We start from the raw sequence: 19,300 nt of genomic DNA, 5'->3' as shown, positions 1-19,300 counted from the left end.
CAAATTAATCACACCCCCCAGCCCGATGACTCCCCGCGATTGTCACTGTTCAGTCCCAACTTGCGTCGCATGCGGGTGCACCGGGCACGCCGGTTGCGCACCCCGGCGTGCCCCTGGGCCGGCTACTCCACCGCCGCGCCCTCTTTCCACTCGTTCCAGCCCATGTTCCAGCCCCCGAGCCCGTTGTCGGGAGCGACCCTCTTGTCCTTGCTGTTGACCACCTCGACGACGTCGCCGATGAGGCTGCGGTTGAAGAACCAGCCCGCGGGCGTGTCGGGGCCGCCGCCCTTGACGTCCTTGAGGCCCACGCAGCCGTGGCTGACGTTGACGCGCCCGAAGGCGTCCGGGGCCCAGTAGTTGCCGTGCACGAAGGTGCCGGAGTCGGTGAGGCGCAGGGCGTGCGGGACGTCGGGGATGTCGTACTCGCCGCCGAAACCGACCGTGCGGCTGTTCATGCGGGTCACCTTCAGCATCTCCATCACCACCATCTTCCCGTTGTAGGTGGTGGTCCTGGGCGCGCCCGCGGTGATCGGCACGGTGGCGATCAGGTCTCCGCCCCGGCGGACCCGCATGATGTGCGCGGACGCGTCGACGAGGGAGACCTGGCTGCGGCCGACGGTGAACGAGACGGTCTTGTACTGGAGTCCGTACTCCCCGGGCGCGCCCTCGACGTCGCGCAGCCGCAGCGCGACGGTGACCTTGGTGCCGGGCTTCCAGTACTCCTCGGGCCGGAAGTCGACGCGGTCCTTGCCGAACCAGTGCGGGCGGATCTCGACGGCCGGTTTCGCGCTCACGTGGATCGCGCGCTCCACGACGGCCCGGTTCTCGATCTCCCGGTTGAACTGCAGGGACACGATCATTCCGGTGCCCACGGTCGAGCGGTTCTCCGGGGTGACGTACCCGATGAAGCGCTGGTCGGGGACGAACGTGGTGAAGGTCGCGTGACGGGCCGAGCGGCGGCCGTGGCCGTCGAGGGCCACCGCGTCGACCGTGTACTTGGCGGCGAGGGCGAGGCGGCGGTGGTCGGGCTCCCAGACCCTGCCGCCGGCGGAGAGGTGCCCCGGCACCGGGGAGTCCTGCCCGTCCTGGGACCTGACGACGGTGACCGACTCCAGACGGCCCTCGGCGACCCGGATCCGCAGCCGCCGGTCGGCGGGCACGGCCCTGTCGGCGTCGTCGGGAGACACGCGGATGATGTCCTCGGGCGCGGGCGGCTTGCCGAAGGCGTCGTCGAATCCGTCGGAGGTGCAGCCGGACAGGAGGCCGGTCCAGGTCAGTGCGGCGGCCAGTGCGGCTCCCGCGCGCCGCGCGCGCGTCTGTACGTGCATCACGATGATCCCAACGACCCAGCCCCTCCTGGGGAAACGTGAGTGCGAGCCGCCCTCTGGGCAGAACAGTGGGGAGGACGACGCGACGGGATGTGCGGCGGGACACCGCACGTTCATGTCTGCGTCGTTCCACGAGCCGCGGGAGGCCTACAGGTGTCGAGCGCAGCCGAGCAGGAGGCTGTCACCGAGGAGGCGCGCGCCGCCGCCGTCGTGAACGGTGCGCAGCGCAGGGCGCCCGGCGCGCCCGTGTGGCCGGGTGCACCGATGCCGCTGGGTGCCCGGTTCCGGGTCGGCCCGGACGGGGTCGCCGGCACCAACTTCGCGCTGTGGGCGGGCGGGGCCGAGGCGGTCGAGCTGTGCCTGTTCGACGAGCAGGGCCGGGAGACCCGGGCCCGGCTGACCGAGCTGACGCACGAGATCTGGCACGGCTTCGTGCCGGGCGTGATGCCCGGCCAACGGTACGGCTACCGGGTGCACGGCCGCTGGGACCCGTGGACCGGCGCCCGCTGGAACCCGGCGAAACTGCTGCTCGACCCCTATGCGCGCGCCGTGGACGGCGACTTCGGCCTTCCTCCCGAGGTGTACGGGCACGTCCGCGACTGGCCGCAGCAGCAGGTCGCGGACACCGTGCGCGACGACCGGGACTCCGCTCCGTACGTCCCGAAGGGCGTCGTCGTCCACGATGACGACGACTGGGCGGACGACCGCCGGCCGAAGACCCCATGGGCGGACTCGGTGATCTACGAGGTGCACGTACGGGGGTTCACGAAGCTGCACCCGGGGATCCCGGAGAAGCTGCGCGGAACGTACGCCGGTCTGGCGCATCCGGCGGCGATCGAGCACCTGGTGAAGCTGGGCGTCACGGCCGTCGAGCTGCTGCCGGTGCACCAGTTCGCGCACGAGGACCATCTGCTGCGCAGGGGCCTGCGCAACTACTGGGGTTACAACTCGATCGGCTACTTCGCCCCGCACGCGGCCTACGCGGCCTCCGGCACCACCGGTCGGCAGGTCGGCGAGTTCAAGCGGATGGTCCGCGCGCTGCACGCGGCCGGCATCGAGGTGATCCTCGACGTGGTCTACAACCACACGGCGGAGGCGGGCGAGCTGGGCCCGATGCTCTCCCTGAAGGGCATCGACAACCGCGGCTACTACCGCCTGCAGTCCGACGCGCGCCGCTACGCCGACTACACCGGCTGCGGCAACACGCTGCACGTGGTCCAGCCGCACGTACTGCGCCTGATCACCGACTCCCTGCGCTACTGGGTGACGGAGATGGGCGTGGACGGCTTCCGCTTCGACCTGGCGGCGGCGCTGGCGCGGTCGATGCACGACGTCGACATGCTCTCCCCGTTCCTGGCGGTGATCGCCCAGGACCCAGTGCTGCGCCGGGTGAAGCTGATCGCGGAACCGTGGGACGTGGGCTCGGGCGGCTACCAGGTCGGGGCGTTCCCACCGCTGTGGACGGAGTGGAACGACCGCTATCGCAACGCCGTTCGGGACTTCTGGCGGGGTGCGCTGCCGGACGTGCGGGACCTGGGGTACCGCCTGTCGGGTTCCAGCGACCTGTACGCGTGGGGTGGCCGACGCCCGTACGCGTCCGTCAACTTCGTGACGGCGCACGACGGTTTCACCCTGCGCGACCTGGTGTCGTACGAGCGCAAGCACAACGAGGCCAACGGCGAGAACAACCGCGACGGCTCGAACGACAACCGCTCCTGGAACTGCGGTGCCGAGGGAGAGACGGACGACGAGCGCGTACGGGCCCTGCGGCGACGCCAGTTGCGCAACCTCCTCACCACCCTGCTGCTGTCGACGGGCGTGCCGATGCTGGTGGCGGGCGACGAGATGGGCCGCACGCAGCGCGGGAACAACAACGCGTACTGCCAGGACAACGAGATCGGCTGGCTGGACTGGAGCCTGCTTCAAGATCCGGGCTGGCGGGCGCTCTTCGACCTCACCGCCCGCCTGATCGAGCTGCGCCACCGCCATCCGGTGCTGCGCCGCCGGGCGTTCTTCTCCGGGCGGGCCCATTCGGCGGACGGCCTGAGGGACCTGGCGTGGTTCACGGCACGGGGGGCGGAGATGACGGAACGCGACTGGTACGCGCCCGCCGCGACCCTGGGCATGTATCTGTCCGGCCGCGACATACCGGGCCGGGACTCCCGGGGCGCCCCGGTGGTGGACGACAGCTTCCTGGCGGTCCTGCACGCCGGGGACCGCCCGGTGAGCTTTGTGCTGCCGGGGCCGCCGTGGGCGGAGCGGTACGAGGTGGTCGTCGACACCTCGCGGGAGGAGCAGACCGCGGCGCCGGACGTGGTGCACCGGGCGGGAACGGCGATCACCGTGCCGGCGCGGTCGGTGCTGCTGCTGCGGGTGAAGGAGTGACCGGTGTGATCGGTGTGATCGGTGTGATCGGCGGGCGTGACGTGCGGGCGTGACCTGCTCCGCCGCTAACCGAGGATTCCCCGGTCGTACGCCACCGCCACGGCCGCCGCACGGTCGTTGACACCGAGTTTGGCGTAGAGATGGGTGAGGTGGGTCTTGACGGTCGCCTCGCTGATGAACAGGACCCGGGCGATCTCGCGGTTGGAGGTGCCCTTGGCGACGAGGGCCAGCACTTCCCGTTCGCGGGCGGAGAGCGGCTCGTTGCCCGGGGCACGGACGGCCGAGACCAGACGGGAGGCCACCGCCGGGGACAGGACCGTACGGCCCTGGGCCGCGGCCCGTACGGCCGTGAAGAGTTCGTCGCGCGGCGCGTCCTTCAGCAGATAGCCCGTCGCGCCCGCCTCGATCGCGGGCAGGGTGTCCGAGTCCGTGTCGTACGTCGTCAGGACCAGGACTTTCGCGCGGGTGCCCGTGCGGGTGAGTTCGGCGATGGCCTCCACCCCGTTGCCACCCGGCATCCGCAGATCCATGAGGATCACGTCGGGGTCGAGCTCGGCGGCCAGGGCCACCGCCGCCACGCCGTCCGACGCCTCGCCCAGCACGCGGAAGCCCGGTGAGTTCTCGAACATGCCGCGCAGACCGTCCCGTACGACGGGATGGTCGTCGACGATCAGCAGGGAGATGGTCATGTCACCGCTCATGGCGCACCAACGGTACGCGAGCCGAGACCGCCGTACCGTGCCCCGGCTCCGACTCGACGGTGAGGAAGCCCGCGATGCGTTCGGCGCGGGCCCGCATGCCGTCCAGGCCGAAGCCCCCGGAGCCGGTGCGTTCGGGAAGCCGGAGCGGGTCGAAGCCCCGGCCGTCGTCGCGGACGTCGAGGCTCACCTCGTCGCCCATGAAGCTCAGCGTCACGCCGACGCGGGTGGCCAACGCGTGCCGGGAGGCGTTGGAGAGGGCCTCCTGGGCGATGCGCAGGAGCGTGGCGGACACCTCCTCGTGGAGCTGCTCGGCGGTCCCCGTGACCGTGAACTCGGCCCGCAGACCGGTGCGTTCGGCCCACTCGGCGACCGTCTTCTTCAGGGCCTCGGGAAGCCCGGCGTGCTCCAGGTCGACCGGTGCGAGGTTGTGCACGGAGCGGCGGGCCTCGCCGAGGCTGTGCCGGGCGAGCGCGGCGGCCCGGTCCAGATGGGCGCGGGCCGCCGTCGGGTCCTGGGTGTTCGCGACGACCTGGAGCTGGGCGATGATCCCGGTCAGGCCCTGGGCGATGGTGTCGTGGATCTCGGCGGCCAGGCGCCGGCGCTCGTCGGCCACCCCCGCCTCCCGGGCCTGGACGAGGAGTTGGGTGTGAAGGGCCGCGTTCTCGTCGAGCGCCTGCTGGAGGGCCGTGTTGGTGCGTTCGAGTTCGGCGATGGTGACGGCCTGGGCGCGGGAGCGTTCGTCCTCCTGCGCGGCGAACCGGGACAGGAGAGCGACCAGCCCGACGTTGACGCCCAGCACCACGCCGAAACCGAACCACAGGAGCAACCCGTGCGGCGGCATACCGCCGATCTGGCAGCCGGCGACCGCGACGGCGGTCGCGAAGAGGCCGGCCTTCACATAGCGGCGGGGCAGCAGCCGGTTGGCGCCGTAGTAGCCGGTGACGGCGTAGAAGGCGAAGAACGGGTTGAGCCAGCTGAGGGTGTAGGCGAGCGCCCAGCGGACGGCGTAGTACACGGCCCCGGCCGGGGACGGGCCCGTACGGTCCCGGGCCACTCTCCCCCAGACCAGTTGAAGGGCGAAGCCCGCGACGGTCAGCGCGCCCGCCGCGTACCGCTCGCCGGTGGTCATGCCCTCCGCGTCCGCGGAGGCGGCCGCGGTGAGGGCTCCGATGGCGAGGAGAACATAGGGGCCCCAGTGGTGGAACGCGGCCCAGCGTTCCTCCACTGCGGCGGAGCCCCCGGCCGTCCACGCGCCGACCTCGACGCCGGGTTCCTCGCCGGTCTCGACTGTCATACGACCAGTCTGCACAGCGGGTCCGGTCCTCATTCCCAGCGGAACCAGCGCGACGCCGCGGCCGACAGCAGTACCGTCCAGACGGCGAGGACGCCCAGGTGGCTCCAGCCGGGCCAGTCACCGGAGGCGGCCTGTCCTAGCGCCCGGGCGGCCGCGCCGAACGGGGTCACCTCGACGATCCGGGCCAGCGAGTGCGGCATGGACTGCACCGGCAGCCACACCCCCGCACAGAACATCATCGGGAAGTACACGGCGGCCCCGATCGCGCCCGCGATCCTCGTCGTACGGGAGACGGCCGAGACCACCGAACCCAGCGCGAGGGCCGCGAGGATGGCGAGCAGCAGCGCGAGGACGTATCCGGCGGGCTGCTCGGGCAGGCGTACGTGGAAGGCGAGCCGCCCCACCGCCAGGGCGAGCAGCGTGGAGACCAGGGCGGCCAGTCCGTGCACCAGCATCTGCGCGGACAGCAGCGCGGAGGGCCGTACGGGTGTGGTGGCCATCCGGCGCAGGATGCCGCGCTCGCGGTAGCCGGTGAGGGCCTGCGGCATCGACTGCACCCCGGCCGTGATCATGGCGACCAGCACCACCACGGGAACGTACGCGTCGATGGGCCGGAGGCCGCCGAGGGACTTGTCGCTCTCGCGGAAGTGCGGGATCGAGCCGAGGATCACCAGCAGCAGGGTGGGGAACATCAGGATCCAGAAGAGGCTGCCGGGTTCGCGGCGGAACAGGCGGAGCTCGGTCTTCAGTACGGCGGTGTCGACGACTGCGGCGCTCATTCCACTGCCTCCGTGATGTCCAGGAACGCGTCGTCCAGCGTGGCGTCGGTGACGCGGAGTTGCCGGGCCGTGATGTGGCGCCGGGCGAGCAGAGTGATGACCGCGTTCACCGTCTCGTCGGTGCCGGCGAGCGTGATCCGGTCGTCCTTGTACGCCACGGACGCGAGCGCGGGCAGTTCCCGCAGGTCGCGCTCGTCCAGCGGCGCGGACGGCGTGAAGCTGATGACCGTGGAGCCGGACGCGCGGCGGATCAGCCCGGACGGAGTGTCCAGGGCGGCGATACGGCCCTTGTCGATGACCGCGATCCGGTCGCAGAGCCGCTGCGCCTCCTCCATGAAGTGGGTGACGAGCAGGACGGTGACGCCGCTCTCCCGTACGTCCTCGATGAGCCGCCAGGTGTCGCGGCGGGCCCGCGGGTCGAGCCCGGTGGTCAGTTCGTCGAGGACCACCACGCGTGGGCCTCCGACGAGGGCGAGCGCGATGAACAGGCGTTGTTTCTGACCACCGCTCAGCTTGCCGAAGCGGCTGTCGAGTCTTTCGGTCAGGCCGAGACGCTGGGCCAGCGGACGCCAGTCGGCGGGGTGCGGATAGAACGACGCGTACAGTTCCAGGGCCTCGCGCACGGTCAGCCTGGCCTGGAGCTCGCTCTCCTGCAGCTGGGCTCCGAGGACGCGGGAGACCTGCTCGTGGTCGGCGACGGGGTCGAGACCGGTGACCCGGACGCGCCCCGCGTCGGGGATCCTGAGGCCCTCGACACACTCGACGGTGGTGGTCTTGCCGGCGCCGTTGGGGCCGAGGATCCCGAAGATCTCGCCCTCCTCGACGGTGAAGGAGACACCGTCGACGACGGCCCGGCCGCCGTAGGACTTGCGCAGTGCGTCGACTTCGATCACGGGATGCGAAGGCATGGGTGGCATGGGACGAGGGTCGCGGGCGGGCCGGGTCCGGCACATCGGCCGTCGGGCTCGAGGGAGCATCAGCCGATCGGATGACGGAGGGGTACGACCGGGTGGTCGACGCGGTCGTACGACACTTCGAACGCGCAGGTCGTAGGACCAGCGGCGGACCCCGATCCGGCCAAAACTCGGTGGGCACTGTCAGTGCCGATCCGTAGTCTCGCTCCTGATGCCCACGACACGTGCAACCACCAAGGACCGATCCGCCGTCCGCACCCTGCTGCGCCTGTGGCCGTATGTGCGGCCGGTGCGGGTGCGGCTGTTCACGGCCGCGTTCGTCGCGGTCCTCGCCTCTTGTACGGGGCTGGTGATCCCGCTCGTGCTGAAGTGGATGGTGGACGGGCCGGTCGCCGACCGGGATCCGGCAGGCGTCTGGCTCGGGGCGCTGTACCTGCTGCTGCTCGGGATCGCGGAGGCGGTGCTGTTCGGGCTGCGGCGGTGGCTGGTGGCGCGGCCGCTGTCGCACGTCGAGGCGGAGATGCGGGCGGATCTGTACCGGCATCTGCAGCGGTTGCCGGTGGCCTTCCACGACCGGTGGGCGTCCGGGCAGTTGCTGTCCCGCGGGACGACGGACCTGATGCTGCTGCGCATGTTCCTCGCCTTCCCGCTGACATTTCTTCTGGTCAACGGGGTGACGATCCTCGTCGGTGTGGTGATCATGCTGATGCAGGACTGGTCCCTGGGGCTGGTGATCCTGGGGCCGGCCCTGCCCGTGGTCGTCACCTGCGTGATCTTCGAGAAGCGCTATGCCGATGTGGCCCGCCGCGCCCAGGACCAGGTCGGCGATCTGACGACGGTCGTCGAGGAGGGTGTGCTCGGCATCCGCATCATCAAGGGTTTCGGACGGCACCGGAGCCAGGCGCGGGCCTTCAGGGAACTGTCGCAAACGCTGCGGGGGACGGAGCTGCGGAAGGCCGGGCTGCTCGCGACGATCTGGGGCGTCATCGTGACGCTGCCGGAGCTGGCGATCGGGGCGGCGCTGGTGCTCGGGACCGTTCAGGTGGCGGACGGGGACCTGTCCGCGGGGACGCTGGTGGCGTTTCTGTCGACGGCGCTCGCTCTGCGGTGGCCGGTGGACTCGATCGGCTTCCTGCTGGCGATGAGTCAGGAGGCGGCGACGGCTACGGAGCGGTACTTCGAGGTGATGGACGAGGAACCCGAAATCGGCGTAGCTGCGGGCAGTCGTGCCGCTGGGGCGATGGGGTTCCCCCCTGCTCGAGCGAAGTCGAGAGCTTGGGGGAGGGTGGGCGCAGGGGCACCTCGCACCGCCGAGTTGCGGACCCAACCCCCGGCCGACACCAGCACCGGGCAACCTGACGGCCTCCGGTTCCACGACGTCCGCTTCCGCTATCCCGACGCCCCCGCCGGCTCACCCCCCGTCCTCGACCGCATCGACCTCCACATCCGCCCCGGCGAAACCATGGCCCTCGTCGGGGCGACCGGAAGCGGCAAGACCACGCTCACGGCGCTCATCCCCCGCCTCCACGAGGTGACGTCCGGCCGCATCACGCTGGACGGCGAGGACATCACGGCCATGTCCCGCGAGGAGCTGCGCTCCAAGGTGGCCGTCGCCTTCGAGGAGCCCACCCTCTTCTCGGCCGGCGTCGGTGACAACGTGCTCATGGGTGCCGACGACACCGCCGGACCCGAGGAGCTGGAGCGCGCCCTCGAAGTGGCCCAGGCCGACTTCGTGCACGCGCTGCCGCAGGGAACGCGGACCCAGGTCGGCGAGCAGGGGCTCAGCCTGTCCGGCGGCCAGCGCCAGCGGCTCGCACTGGCCCGGGCCGTCGTCGGCCGGCCCAGGTTCCTCGTCCTGGACGACCCCCTGTCCGCCCTCGACGTCCACACCGAGGCCGCCGTGGAGGCCGCGCTGCGCCGGGTGCTCGTGGACACCACCGCCCTGGTCGTGGCACACCGCCCGTCCACCGTCCTGCTCGCCGACCGGGTCGCCCTGCTGTCCGGCGGCCGTATCGCCGCCGTGGGCACCCACCACGAACTGCTGCGCACGAACGCCGAATACGCACACCTGATGTCCGGGGAACAGGAGGACGACCGATGACGGCGTCTGCGACGTCCACCCCTGCCGCCGACGAGGAGGAACTCCCGCCTCCCCAGGACACCGGCGACCTCTACGACCGCGATGTCCTGCCCGCTCCGCCCGGCGCGACGGCGGCCCTCCTGCGCTCGCTGCTCGCCCCGATGAAGGCCCGGGTCGCCGTGACGACGCTCCTGCTGCTGTTCCAGCAGGCGGCCGTCCAAGTGGGCCCACTGCTGGTGGCGTACGCCATCGACAACGCCGTACCGGCGTTCCGCGACCACGAACACGGCCCGCTGATCGCGGTGGGAGTCGCCTATCTGCTGTGCGCCGCCGTCTCCGGCGGGCTCCAGTACGCGTTCATCGTCGCCTCCGCCCGGGTGAACCAGGACGTGCTGCTCGACCTGCGCGGCCGTATCTTCCGTCACGCCCAGGCCCTGAGCGTCGACTTCCACGAGCGGTACACCTCGGGCCGGCTGATCTCCCGCTCGACGACGGACGTCGAGTCGCTGCGCGAGCTGCTCAGCGAGGGGCTTCAGGAGCTGGTCACGGTCATCCTGTCCTTCGTCTACATCTCGGCGTTGTTGCTCTGGCTGGACCTGGGGCTCGGCGCGGTCGCGGTGGCGTCGTTCGTGCCGCTCCACCTCCTCGTGCGGGTGTACCAGCGGCGCGCGGGGCGGGTGTACCGGCTGCGGTCCACGGCGATCGCCGCCGTGATCGTGAAGTTCGTGGAGACGATGAACGGGATCCGGCCGGTGCGCGCGTTCCGCCGCGAGGCCGTCAACGACGCCGACTTCCGCGTCCTGAACCGGCGGCACGAGCGGACCAACGGAGACGCGCTCCTGGAGATGGCCCGCTATGTCGTGGGCTCCCGGCTGGTCGCCAACACGGCCGTCGCGGTGATCGTGCTGTGGGGCGCGTACCGGGTGGCGGAGGGTTCGCTGGCGCTGGGTGTGCTGGCGGCCGCGGTGCTGTACCTGCGGCGGCTGTACGACCCCATCGACCGACTCGGCATGTTCCTCAACTCGTACCAGTCCGCGGCGGCCTCGCTGGAGAAGATCGCCGGGCTGCTGGCGCAGACGCCGTCCGTGCCCGAGCCCTCGGCGCCCAAGGCGCTTCCGGCGCTGGAAAGCGAACACCCCGGCCGCGAGGTCGTCTTCGACGGCGTCCGCTTCGGCTACCGCACCGGCGGCGAGGTCCTGCCCCGCTTCGACCTCACCCTGCCGGCCGGGCAGACCGTCGCGGTCGTCGGCTCGACCGGCGCCGGCAAGTCCACCCTGGCCAAACTGCTGGCCCGGTTCTACGACCCCTCGGACGGGCGGGTCCTGCTGGACGGCGTCGACCTGCGCGACCTCGCCGTGCCGGAACTGCGGCGCGGGGTCGTCATGGTGACGCAGGAGGCGTTCCTGTTCTCCGGCACCGTCGCCGAGAACATCGCCATCGGCCGCCCGGACGCGACCCGTGAGGAGATCGAGCGGGCCGCGAAGGCGATCGGCGCCCATGACTTCATCAGCGCGCTGCCCGACGGCTACGACACGGACGTACGCAAGCGCGGCGGCCGCATCTCGGCCGGGCAGCGCCAGCTCGTGGCGTTCGCCAGGGCGTTGCTCGCCGACCCCGCCGTCCTGATCCTCGACGAGGCGACCAGTTCCCTGGACATCCCCGGCGAGCGGGCCGTGCAGCGGGCGATGGTGACGGTGCTGCGAGGCCGTACGGCCGTCGTGATCGCCCACCGGCTGTCGACGGTGGAGATCGCCGACCGGGTCCTGGTGATGGAGGGCGGCCGCATCGTCGAGGACGGCAGTCCGGCCGAGCTGATCGCGGGGACCGGACGTTTCGCGGATCTGCACCGGGCGTGGCGGGACAGTCTGGCGTGAAAGAACAGGGGATCGTACGCGGATGATCGATGCCTACGAGGACCCCGGGACGCCCGACTGTCGTGGCGGCTGGCGGTATCTGTGGTGGCTGGTCAGGTGCCAGCCGTGGCGGTCCGTCGCGGGGGCGCTGCTGGGCAGTGTGTGGATGGTCCTGCTGTCGGCGACGCCGTATCTGATGGCCCGGGCGATCGACGAGGGCCTCCAGCCGGGCGACCTGGGCGCGCTCGCCCGGTGGACCGCCGCGCTGGTCGTGGTCGGCGCGTTCAACGCCTGGCTGAGCATCATGCGGCACCGCGTGATGACCCGGGTGCGGATGGACGCCAACTTCCGCACGGTGAAGGTCGTCGTGGGGCACGCGGTCCGGCTGGGGGCCGCGCTGCCGCGGCGGGCCGGGGCCGGAGAGGTGGTCACGATCGGCGTGGGCGACGTGCAGACGATCGCCGGAGCCCTGACGGTCGTGGGCCCCGGCGTCGGCGCGGTCGTCGCCTACGGCGCGGTCGCCGGGCTGCTGCTGTCGGTCTCCGTGCGGCTCGCCGCGGTCGTGCTGCTCGGGGTGCCGGTGATCGCGCTGATCGTCGGGCCGCTGATGGGGCGGCTTCAGGGCACCGAGGCGGAGTACCGGGAGCGGCAGGGCGTGCTGACGGCGCGGATCGGCGACCTCGCGGGCGGGCTGCGCGTCCTCAACGGCCTCGGCGGCAAGGGGCTGTTCGCGGACGCCTTCCGCCGGGACTCGGACCGTCTGCGGGAGCAGGGGTACCGGGTCGGGTCGGTGACCAGCTGGATGCAGGCGCTCGGGGTGGGGCTGCCGACCCTGTTCCTCGCCGTCGTGACCTGGCTCGCGGCCCGGCTGGCCGCCCAGGGCACCATCACCGTGGGCGAGTTGGTGGCCGTGTACGGGTATGTCGCCGTGATGGTGCGCCCGGTGGCGTTCTTCATCGAGTGCGGCTACCAGCTCAGCCGGGGTGTGGTGGCCGCCCGGCGCGTCGTACGGCTGCTGCGGCTGGAGCCGGAGCCCGACGACGGCACGCGCGAGGCGCCCGCGGAGCCGTCCGTGCTGCACGATCCGGAGTCCGGGGTGCGGGTGCTGCCGGGGCGGCTGACCGCGCTGGCCGGGGCGCGGCCCGCGGACGCCGCGGCCGTCGTCGACCGCCTGGGCCGCTACGCCCCTTCGGAGGCGACCTGGGGCGGGGTACGCCTGGACGAGATCCCGCTGGCGCGGGTGCGGGCACGGATCCTGGTCGCCGACAACGAGGCCGACCTGTTCGCGGGGACGCTGCGGGAACTGGTCGGGGGCCGACGGAAGCCGGAGGACCTCGACGAGGCGGCGATCGCGCGGGCGGTGCACGCCGCCGTGGCCGACGACATCGTGCAGGGCCTGCCGGACGGGCTCGATTCGGCGATCGACGCGCAGGGGCGCAACCTCTCCGGCGGCCAGCGGCAGCGCGTACGGCTCGTGCGGGCGCTGCTCGCCGACCCGGAGGTGCTGCTGACCGTCGAGCCCACCTCGGCGCTCGACGCGCACACCGAGGCGGCGCTCGCGGACCGGCTGCGGGCGGCGCGTGAGGGCCGTACGACCGTGGTGACCAGCACCTCCCCGCTGGTCCTTGATCGTGTGGACACCGTGTACTACCTGGTCGACGGCAAGGTCGCGGCCACCGGAAGCCATGCGCGGCTGCTGGCTCAGGAGCCCGGCTACCGGGCACTGGTGGCGCGAGACGCCGACGCGGCCGCTGCCGAGGAGGTCATGGGATGAGCCGGGGACAACTGCCCGTCGCCGAGCCCGCCGACGTGCGCCGGGCCGCCGTACGGCTGGTACGGGCCGACGCGCGGGCCTTCGCCGCCACGCTGGCCCTGAACGCGGCGGCGGCCGGTGCGGGACTGGCCGGTCCCTGGCTGCTCGGGCGGATCGTCGACGAGGTCCGGGCCGGGGGCGGGGTCGGGGCCGTGGACCGGATGGCGCTCGCCATCCTGCTGTGCTCGCTGGCGCAACTGCTGCTGGCGCGCTGGGCCCGGTACGTGGGGCACCGTTTCGGGGAGCGGTCACTGGCGCGGGTGCGTGAGGAGTTCGTCGACCGGGCGCTCGCGCTGCCCGCGTCCGTGGTGGAGCGGGCCGGCACCGGTGATCTGACCGCGCGCGGCACCGCCGATGTGTCCACCGTCGGCACCACCCTGCGGGACGTCGGCCCCGACCTGCTGATCAACGGCGTGCAGGCGCTGTTGCTGCTCGGCGCGGTCTTCGCGCTGGACCCGCTGCTCGGGGCCATCGGCGTGTTCGCTCTCGTCCCCATCTGGTGTGTGCTGCGCTGGTACCTGCGCCGGGCACGGGACGGCTACCTCGCCGAGGGCGAGTCCAATTCGCAGGTCGCGGAGATCCTCGCGGCGACCGCGGCCGGGGCGCGGACGGTGGAGGCGTTCCGGCTTCAGGAGCGTCGGACCGCGACGAGCCGGGACGCGCTGGAGGTCTCCCGGCGCAGGCGCCTGTACACGCTGTACCTGCGGTCCGTGTTCTTCCCCGTGGTGGAGGTGTCGTACGTCCTTCCCGTGGCCGGTGTGCTGCTGGTGGGCGGGGTGCTGCACGCGCACGGCGCGATGAGTCTGGGGTCGGTGGTGGCGGCCGCGGTGTACCTCCAGCAGTTCAGCTCACCGCTGGACGAGATCCTGATGCGGATCGAGCAACTGCAGAGCAGTGGCGCGTCCTTCGCCCGGGTGGAGGGGCTCGGCCGGACCCCGCACACCGCTCCGGAGGAAGCGTCCGCGGCGCCCGCGGACGACCGGATCGACGTGACGGACGTGCGGTACGCCTACGACCGCGGGGGTGAGGTGCTGCGCGGGGTCGATCTGACCGTGCGGCCCGGCGAGCGGCTGGCGGTGGTCGGCCCCTCGGGCGCCGGGAAGACCACCCTGAGCAGACTGCTGGCGGGCATCGACGCGCCGAGCGCGGGATCGGTGACCGTGGGCGGGGTGCCGATCGCCGCTCTCGGGCCGGAGCGGCTGCGCCGCCAGGTCGTCCTGGTCACCCAGGAACACCATGTCTTCCTCGGCTCGGTCCGCGAGAACCTGCGGATCGCCGAGCCGTCCGCCACGGACGAGGAGCTGTGGGCGGCCCTCGCCGCGGTGGGTGCCGACGACTGGGTGCGGGAGCTGCCGGGCGGTCTCGACACCGAGCTGGGCTCGTCGGGGTGCCGCACGGACGGCCCGCAGGCCCAGCAACTCGCCCTCGCCCGGGTGGTGCTGGCCGACCCGCACACCCTGATCCTCGACGAGGCCACGGCCCTCCTCGACCCCGCCACCGCCCGCCACGCCGAGCGCGCCCTGGCCGCCGTCCTCGAAGTCCGCACCGTCATCGCCATCGCGCACCGCCTTCACACCGCGCACGACGCGGACCGCGTGGCCGTGATGGAGGACGGCCGTCTGAGCGAACTCGGCACACACGACGAGCTGGTGGCGGCCGACGGGGCGTACGCGGCGCTGTGGCGGACGTGGCACGGCGAACGCGGGTCGGAGCCGCCCCGTACCTCGCTCGGTGACCCGGACCACGCCCCGGGGACCCGTACCTCGCCCCGGTGACCTGTACCTCACCCCGGTGTCCGGCGTCTGACGGATCCGTATATCGAACATGACCATCCGGGCAACGGAGCGTTTCCGGCCAAGTTGTTGACGCGCTCCTGACAGCAAGCGCCGTCTCCTGACACGCTTCCCACGGCCACCTCACAGCAACCCCACAGCTGCACCCGTGCGGTGGCCCGTGACCTTCATGCACCTGGTTCCGCGTTCCGCCCTGTTCTGCCCGGACGGCTGACCATCCGTCCGGTCTCCCCTGGCCGCGCGATCCGCGGCCACGCAGAAGGAGTCAGTGTTGAGCAGCAATTCCTCTCGCAGACGCACCTCCCACACCCCCTCCCGTCGTGTCGCGGCCGTCGCCCTCGTCGGCGTCTCCGCCCTGCTGGCCGCCGCGGTGCAGTCGGGCGCCGCGAGCGCCGCCCCGGCCGCGCCCGCCGCCGGGAAGATCAACCCCGCCCACGCCGCCCTGAAGCTCTCCCCCTCGCAGCGCGCCGAGCTGATCCGCGATGCCGACGCGGCGAAGGCGGACACCGCCAAGGCGATAGGCCTCGGGACCCAGGAGAAGCTGGTCGTCCGTGACGTCGTCAAGGACGCCGACGGCACGCTCCACACGCGCTACGAGCGCACGTACGCCGGCCTCCCCGTCCTCGGCGGCGACCTGGTCGTCGACACGGCCAAGTCGGGGCAGACCGAGCGCGTCATCAAGGCCTCGTCCGCCACCATCAAGGTCGCCTCGCTCACGCCCCGGGTGGCCGCCTCGAAGGCGGAGAAGCAGGCGGTGTCCGCCGCCAGGGCGGCGGGCTCGAAGCAGACCGGCGCCGACCGTGCTCCGCGCAAGGTGATCTGGGCGGCGAGCGGCAAGCCGATCCTGGCGTACGAGACGGTGGTCGGCGGCCTCCAGGACGACGGCACCCCGAACCAGCTCCACGTCATCACCGACGCCGCCACCGGCAAGGAGCTCTTCCGCTACCAGGGCATCAAGAACGGCATCGGCAACACGCAGTACAGCGGCCAGGTCACGCTGACGACCACGCAGTCGGGTTCGAATTTCACGCTGACCGACGGCTCGCGCGGCGGGCACAAGACATACAACCTCAACCATGGCTCGTCCGGCACCGGCACGCTGTTCTCGCAGACGAACGACACCTGGGGCAACAGCACCACGTCGAACGCCGCGACCGCGGGCGCCGACGCGCACTACGGCGCGGCGGTCACCTGGGACTTCTACAAGTCCACCTTCGGCCGCAGCGGCATCAAGAACGACGGCAAGGCGGCCTACTCCCGGGTCCACTACGGCAACGCGTATGTCAACGCGTTCTGGGACGACAGCTGCTTCTGCATGACGTACGGCGACGGTTCGGGCAACGCCGACCCGCTGACCTCGCTGGACGTGGCCGGCCACGAGATGAGCCACGGCGTCACCGCCAACACCGCCGGACTCGAGTACTCCGGCGAGTCCGGCGGCCTCAACGAGGCCACCTCGGACATCTTCGGCACCGGCGTCGAGTTCTACGCCGCCAACTCCTCCGACGTGGGCGACTACCTCATCGGCGAGAAGATCGACATCAACGGCGACGGCACCCCGCTGCGCTACATGGACAAGCCCAGCAAGGACGGCTCGTCCAAGGACAGCTGGTACTCGGGGCTCGGAAACCTGGACGTCCACTACTCGTCGGGTCCCGCGAACCACTTCTTCTACCTGCTCAGCGAGGGCAGCGGCGCCAAGGTCATCAACGGCGTGAGCTACAACTCGCCGACCTCGGACGGCCTTCCGGTCACGGGCATCGGCCGGGACAAGGCGCTACAGATCTGGTACCGGGCGCTCACCACGAAGTTCACCTCGACGACCAACTACGCGGCGGCCCGCACGGGCACGCTCGCGGCGGCGGGCGAGCTGTACGGCACGACGAGCACCGAGTACAAGGCGGTGCAGGACGCCTGGGCCGCGATCGCGGTCGGGTCGCGCTCCGGTGGCGGCGGGGGCGGCGGCGGCACCTCGTACGAGAGCTCGACCAAGGTATCGATTCCGGACAACGGGCCGGCGGTCACCTCGTCGATCACCGTGAGCGGCCGGACCGGCAACGCGCCCAACAACCTTCAGGTCACCCCGAACATCACCCACACCTGGCGCGGCGACCTGGTGATCGATCTGATCGGCCCGTCGGGCACCGCGTACCGGCTGAAGAACTTCAGCTCGTCCGACTCGGCGGACAACGTGACCGACACCTACACGGTCAACGCGTCCTCCGAAACCGCCAACGGCACTTGGAAGTTGAGGGTTCAGGACCAGGCGGCACAGGACGTCGGAACGATCAACGGCTGGAAGCTGACGTTCCCGTAGACGGCGGCTGAACGCACGCCACGGCGCGCAGACAACAGGGTGCCGCCCCGGGGAGCCGACTCCCCGGGGCGGCACCCTCTTTGCCGCGCCCTGAACCGGGCTTCATTGATGCTTGACCAGGTCCGGAGCCTGCGCGGCACGCGACACGGTTCACCTGATGGACGATTTTCGGCCAAGGTCGCTTTGCCCTCCTGACATGTACGCGTCCTTGATGCGAGTCTTCCACCGCACGGCTCACCCGCACCGCAACTTCACAACCGTCCGCATGGCCACCCCACGTCATGCGGCCGCCCCCACATAAGGAGCTTGCGTGACTCCCCTCTACGCGCGTCACAAGCGCACCACTCTGGCCATCGCCACCGCCGTCGCGGCCGGAGCCCTGCTCGCCACCGGTATGACCACCGGTGCCTCCGCCCAGGTCCCGGCCTCCGCCTCCGGCAAGACGGCCAAGCCGCTCGCCGCCGCACCGCTGACGCTGTCCGCGTCCACCCGCGCCTCGCTCGTCAAGGAGGCCCAGGCGGCCGCACCCGAGACGGCGCGCAAGATAGGCCTCGGCGTCAAGGAGCAACTGGTCGTCAAGGACGTCGTCAAGGACGTCGACGGCACGGTCCACACGCGTTACGAGCGCACGTACGCGGGCCTCCCGGTCCTCGGCGGCGACCTGGTCGTCCACGAGTCGAAGTCCGGCAAGACCGAGGGCGTGACCAGAGCGAACAAGGCGACCATCAAGCTGTCCTCCCTCAAGCCGCAGGTCACCGCGGCGAAGGCGGAGAAGCAGGCCGTGAAGGCCGCGCAGGCGGCGGGCTCGGAGAAGACGGCGGCCGACGGCGCGCGCAAGGTGATCTGGGCGGGCAACGGCACGCCGGTCCTCGCGTACGAGACCGTCGTGGGCGGGCTCCAGGACGACGGCACCCCGAACCAGCTGCACGTCATCACCGACGCCGCCACCGGCAAGAAGCTGTACGAGTACCAGGGCATCGAGACGGGCACCGGCAAGAGCCTCTACTCGGGCACGGTGAGCCTCAACACCACCCTGTCGGGCTCGACCTACCAGCTGACCGACGGCACGCGCGGCGGCCACAAGACCTACAACAAGAAGCACACCACCAGCTCCACCGCGGGCACCCTGTTCACCGACGCCGACGACACGTGGGGCACCGGCGCGGCCTCCAGCTCCACCACCGACCAGACCGCGGCCGTCGACGCCGCCTACGGCGCCCAGGTGACCTGGGACTTCTACAAGAACACCTTCGGCCGCAGCGGCATCAAGAACGACGGCAAGGCGGCCTACTCCCGGGTCCACTACGGCAACGCGTATGTCAACGCGTTCTGGGACGACAGCTGCTTCTGCATGACGTACGGCGACGGCGACGGCAACACGCACCCGCTGACCTCGCTGGACGTGGCCGGCCACGAGATGAGCCACGGTGTCACCGCCAACACCGCCGGACTCGACTACTCGGGCGAGTCCGGCGGCCTCAACGAGGCCACCTCCGACATCTTCGGCACCGGCGTCGAGTTCTACGCGGCCAACTCGAACGACGTCGGCGACTACCTCATCGGCGAGAAGATCGACATCAACGGCGACGGCACCCCGCTGCGCTACATGGACAAGCCCAGCAAGGACGGCGGCTCGGCCGACTACTGGTCCTCGTCGGTGGGCAACCTGGACGTGCACTACTCGTCGGGCGTCGCGAACCACTTCTTCTACCTCCTCTCGGAGGGCAGCGGTTCGAAGACCATCAACGGGGTGACCTACAACTCCCCGACGTCCAACGGCTCCACGGTCACCGGCATCGGCCGGGCCAAGGCCCTGCAGATCTGGTACAAGGCGCTGACGACGTACTTCACGTCGACGACCAACTACAAGTCGGCCCGTACGGGCACGCTCTCGGCGGCGGCCGCCCTGTACGGCTCCGGCAGCACCGAGTACAACGCGGTGGCGGCGGCCTGGTCCGCGGTCAACGTGAGCTGACGCGGAACATTTGAGAGGGCGGCCCCCGGCGCGAAGGCGTCTCCGGGGGCCGCCCTACTCTTGGGACC

General features: G+C 71.4%; 12 protein-coding genes. 7 read left to right on the top strand and 5 right to left on the bottom strand.

The features are described 5' to 3' along the window. Positions 1-122: 122 nt before the first annotated feature. Entirely contained in the window at positions 123-1,328 is a 1,206-nt protein-coding gene (locus Q2K21_RS07300; RefSeq protein WP_310767240.1) for a L,D-transpeptidase, read from the bottom strand. Between the two features lie 153 nt (positions 1,329-1,481). Between Q2K21_RS07300 and glgX the strand changes: the two genes are divergently transcribed. After that, positions 1,482-3,713 (top strand): glycogen debranching protein GlgX, encoded by a 2,232-nt coding sequence (glgX, locus tag Q2K21_RS07295; RefSeq protein WP_310767238.1) that lies wholly within the window; start codon positions 1,482-1,484, stop codon positions 3,711-3,713. Between the two features lie 65 nt (positions 3,714-3,778). On the opposite strand, the gene Q2K21_RS07290 is transcribed toward glgX, so the two are convergent. From Q2K21_RS07290 to Q2K21_RS07275, 4 genes are read right to left on the bottom strand one after another with little or no spacing between them, the layout of a single operon-like run. After that, entirely contained in the window at positions 3,779-4,414 is a 636-nt protein-coding gene (locus Q2K21_RS07290) for a response regulator transcription factor (RefSeq protein ID WP_310767236.1), read from the bottom strand. Continuing rightward, positions 4,404-5,708, bottom strand: coding sequence for a sensor histidine kinase (locus tag Q2K21_RS07285; protein ID WP_310767234.1), 1,305 nt, complete (start codon positions 5,706-5,708; stop codon positions 4,404-4,406). The genes Q2K21_RS07290 and Q2K21_RS07285 overlap by 11 nt, the downstream gene beginning before the upstream one ends. 29 nt (positions 5,709-5,737) lie before the next feature. Further along, entirely contained in the window at positions 5,738-6,487 is a 750-nt protein-coding gene (locus Q2K21_RS07280) for an ABC transporter permease (RefSeq protein WP_310767231.1), read from the bottom strand. Next, positions 6,484-7,395, bottom strand: a complete 912-nt coding sequence (locus tag Q2K21_RS07275) for an ABC transporter ATP-binding protein (RefSeq protein WP_310767228.1) — start codon at positions 7,393-7,395, stop codon at positions 6,484-6,486. The genes Q2K21_RS07280 and Q2K21_RS07275 overlap by 4 nt, the downstream gene beginning before the upstream one ends. Before the next feature lie 217 nt (positions 7,396-7,612). On the opposite strand from Q2K21_RS07275, the gene Q2K21_RS07270 reads away from it, so the two are divergent. From Q2K21_RS07270 to Q2K21_RS07245, 6 genes are all read left to right on the top strand, one after another. Beyond that, the gene (locus Q2K21_RS07270; protein WP_310767226.1) at positions 7,613-9,502 is read left to right on the top strand and encodes an ABC transporter ATP-binding protein; all 1,890 of its coding nucleotides are present in this window, start codon (positions 7,613-7,615) and stop codon (positions 9,500-9,502) included. Continuing rightward, a complete protein-coding gene (locus tag Q2K21_RS07265) occupies positions 9,499-11,355 on the top strand; it encodes an ABC transporter ATP-binding protein (RefSeq protein ID WP_310767223.1) in 1,857 nt (618 codons plus the stop codon). The genes Q2K21_RS07270 and Q2K21_RS07265 overlap by 4 nt, the downstream gene beginning before the upstream one ends. A gap of 22 nt (positions 11,356-11,377) precedes the next feature. Continuing rightward, complete coding sequence (locus Q2K21_RS07260; RefSeq protein WP_310767220.1) at positions 11,378-13,108, top strand: ABC transporter ATP-binding protein; 1,731 nt, start codon at positions 11,378-11,380, stop codon at positions 13,106-13,108. Then, the gene (locus tag Q2K21_RS07255) at positions 13,105-14,922 is read left to right on the top strand and encodes an ABC transporter ATP-binding protein (RefSeq protein ID WP_310767217.1); all 1,818 of its coding nucleotides are present in this window, start codon (positions 13,105-13,107) and stop codon (positions 14,920-14,922) included. The genes Q2K21_RS07260 and Q2K21_RS07255 overlap by 4 nt, the downstream gene beginning before the upstream one ends. Before the next feature lie 289 nt (positions 14,923-15,211). Further along, positions 15,212-17,257, top strand: a complete 2,046-nt coding sequence (locus Q2K21_RS07250) for a M4 family metallopeptidase (RefSeq protein ID WP_310767215.1) — start codon at positions 15,212-15,214, stop codon at positions 17,255-17,257. Positions 17,258-17,567: 310 nt separating this feature from the next. Next, positions 17,568-19,232 carry a M4 family metallopeptidase gene (locus Q2K21_RS07245; RefSeq protein ID WP_310767212.1) on the top strand — a complete coding sequence of 555 codons (1,665 nt, stop codon included), beginning with the start codon at positions 17,568-17,570 and terminating at the stop codon, positions 19,230-19,232. The last annotated feature ends 68 nt before the right edge of the window (positions 19,233-19,300 follow it).

The sequence above is a fragment of the Streptomyces sp. CGMCC 4.7035 genome (assembly GCF_031583065.1).
Lineage (GTDB): Bacteria > Actinomycetota > Actinomycetes > Streptomycetales > Streptomycetaceae > Streptomyces > Streptomyces yaanensis.
Note: the sequence above shows the minus strand (reverse complement) of the source record. Positions and strands in the feature narration are given on the sequence as shown.

What these genes read in the sequence shown, in the direction of transcription:
- Q2K21_RS07300 (WP_310767240.1), bottom strand. Translation starts at nt 1,328, where the DNA reads ATGCACGTACAGACGCGCGCGCGGCGCGCGGGAGCCGCACTGGCCGCC.
- Q2K21_RS07290 (WP_310767236.1), bottom strand. Translation starts at nt 4,414, where the DNA reads ATGAGCGGTGACATGACCATCTCCCTGCTGATCGTCGACGACCATCCC.
- Q2K21_RS07285 (WP_310767234.1), bottom strand. Translation starts at nt 5,708, where the DNA reads ATGACAGTCGAGACCGGCGAGGAACCCGGCGTCGAGGTCGGCGCGTGG.
- Q2K21_RS07280 (WP_310767231.1), bottom strand. Translation starts at nt 6,487, where the DNA reads ATGAGCGCCGCAGTCGTCGACACCGCCGTACTGAAGACCGAGCTCCGC.
- Q2K21_RS07275 (WP_310767228.1), bottom strand. Translation starts at nt 7,395, where the DNA reads ATGCCTTCGCATCCCGTGATCGAAGTCGACGCACTGCGCAAGTCCTAC.
- Q2K21_RS07270 (WP_310767226.1), top strand. Translation starts at nt 7,613, where the DNA reads ATGCCCACGACACGTGCAACCACCAAGGACCGATCCGCCGTCCGCACC.
- Q2K21_RS07265 (WP_310767223.1), top strand. Translation starts at nt 9,499, where the DNA reads ATGACGGCGTCTGCGACGTCCACCCCTGCCGCCGACGAGGAGGAACTC.
- Q2K21_RS07260 (WP_310767220.1), top strand. Translation starts at nt 11,378, where the DNA reads ATGATCGATGCCTACGAGGACCCCGGGACGCCCGACTGTCGTGGCGGC.
- Q2K21_RS07255 (WP_310767217.1), top strand. Translation starts at nt 13,105, where the DNA reads ATGAGCCGGGGACAACTGCCCGTCGCCGAGCCCGCCGACGTGCGCCGG.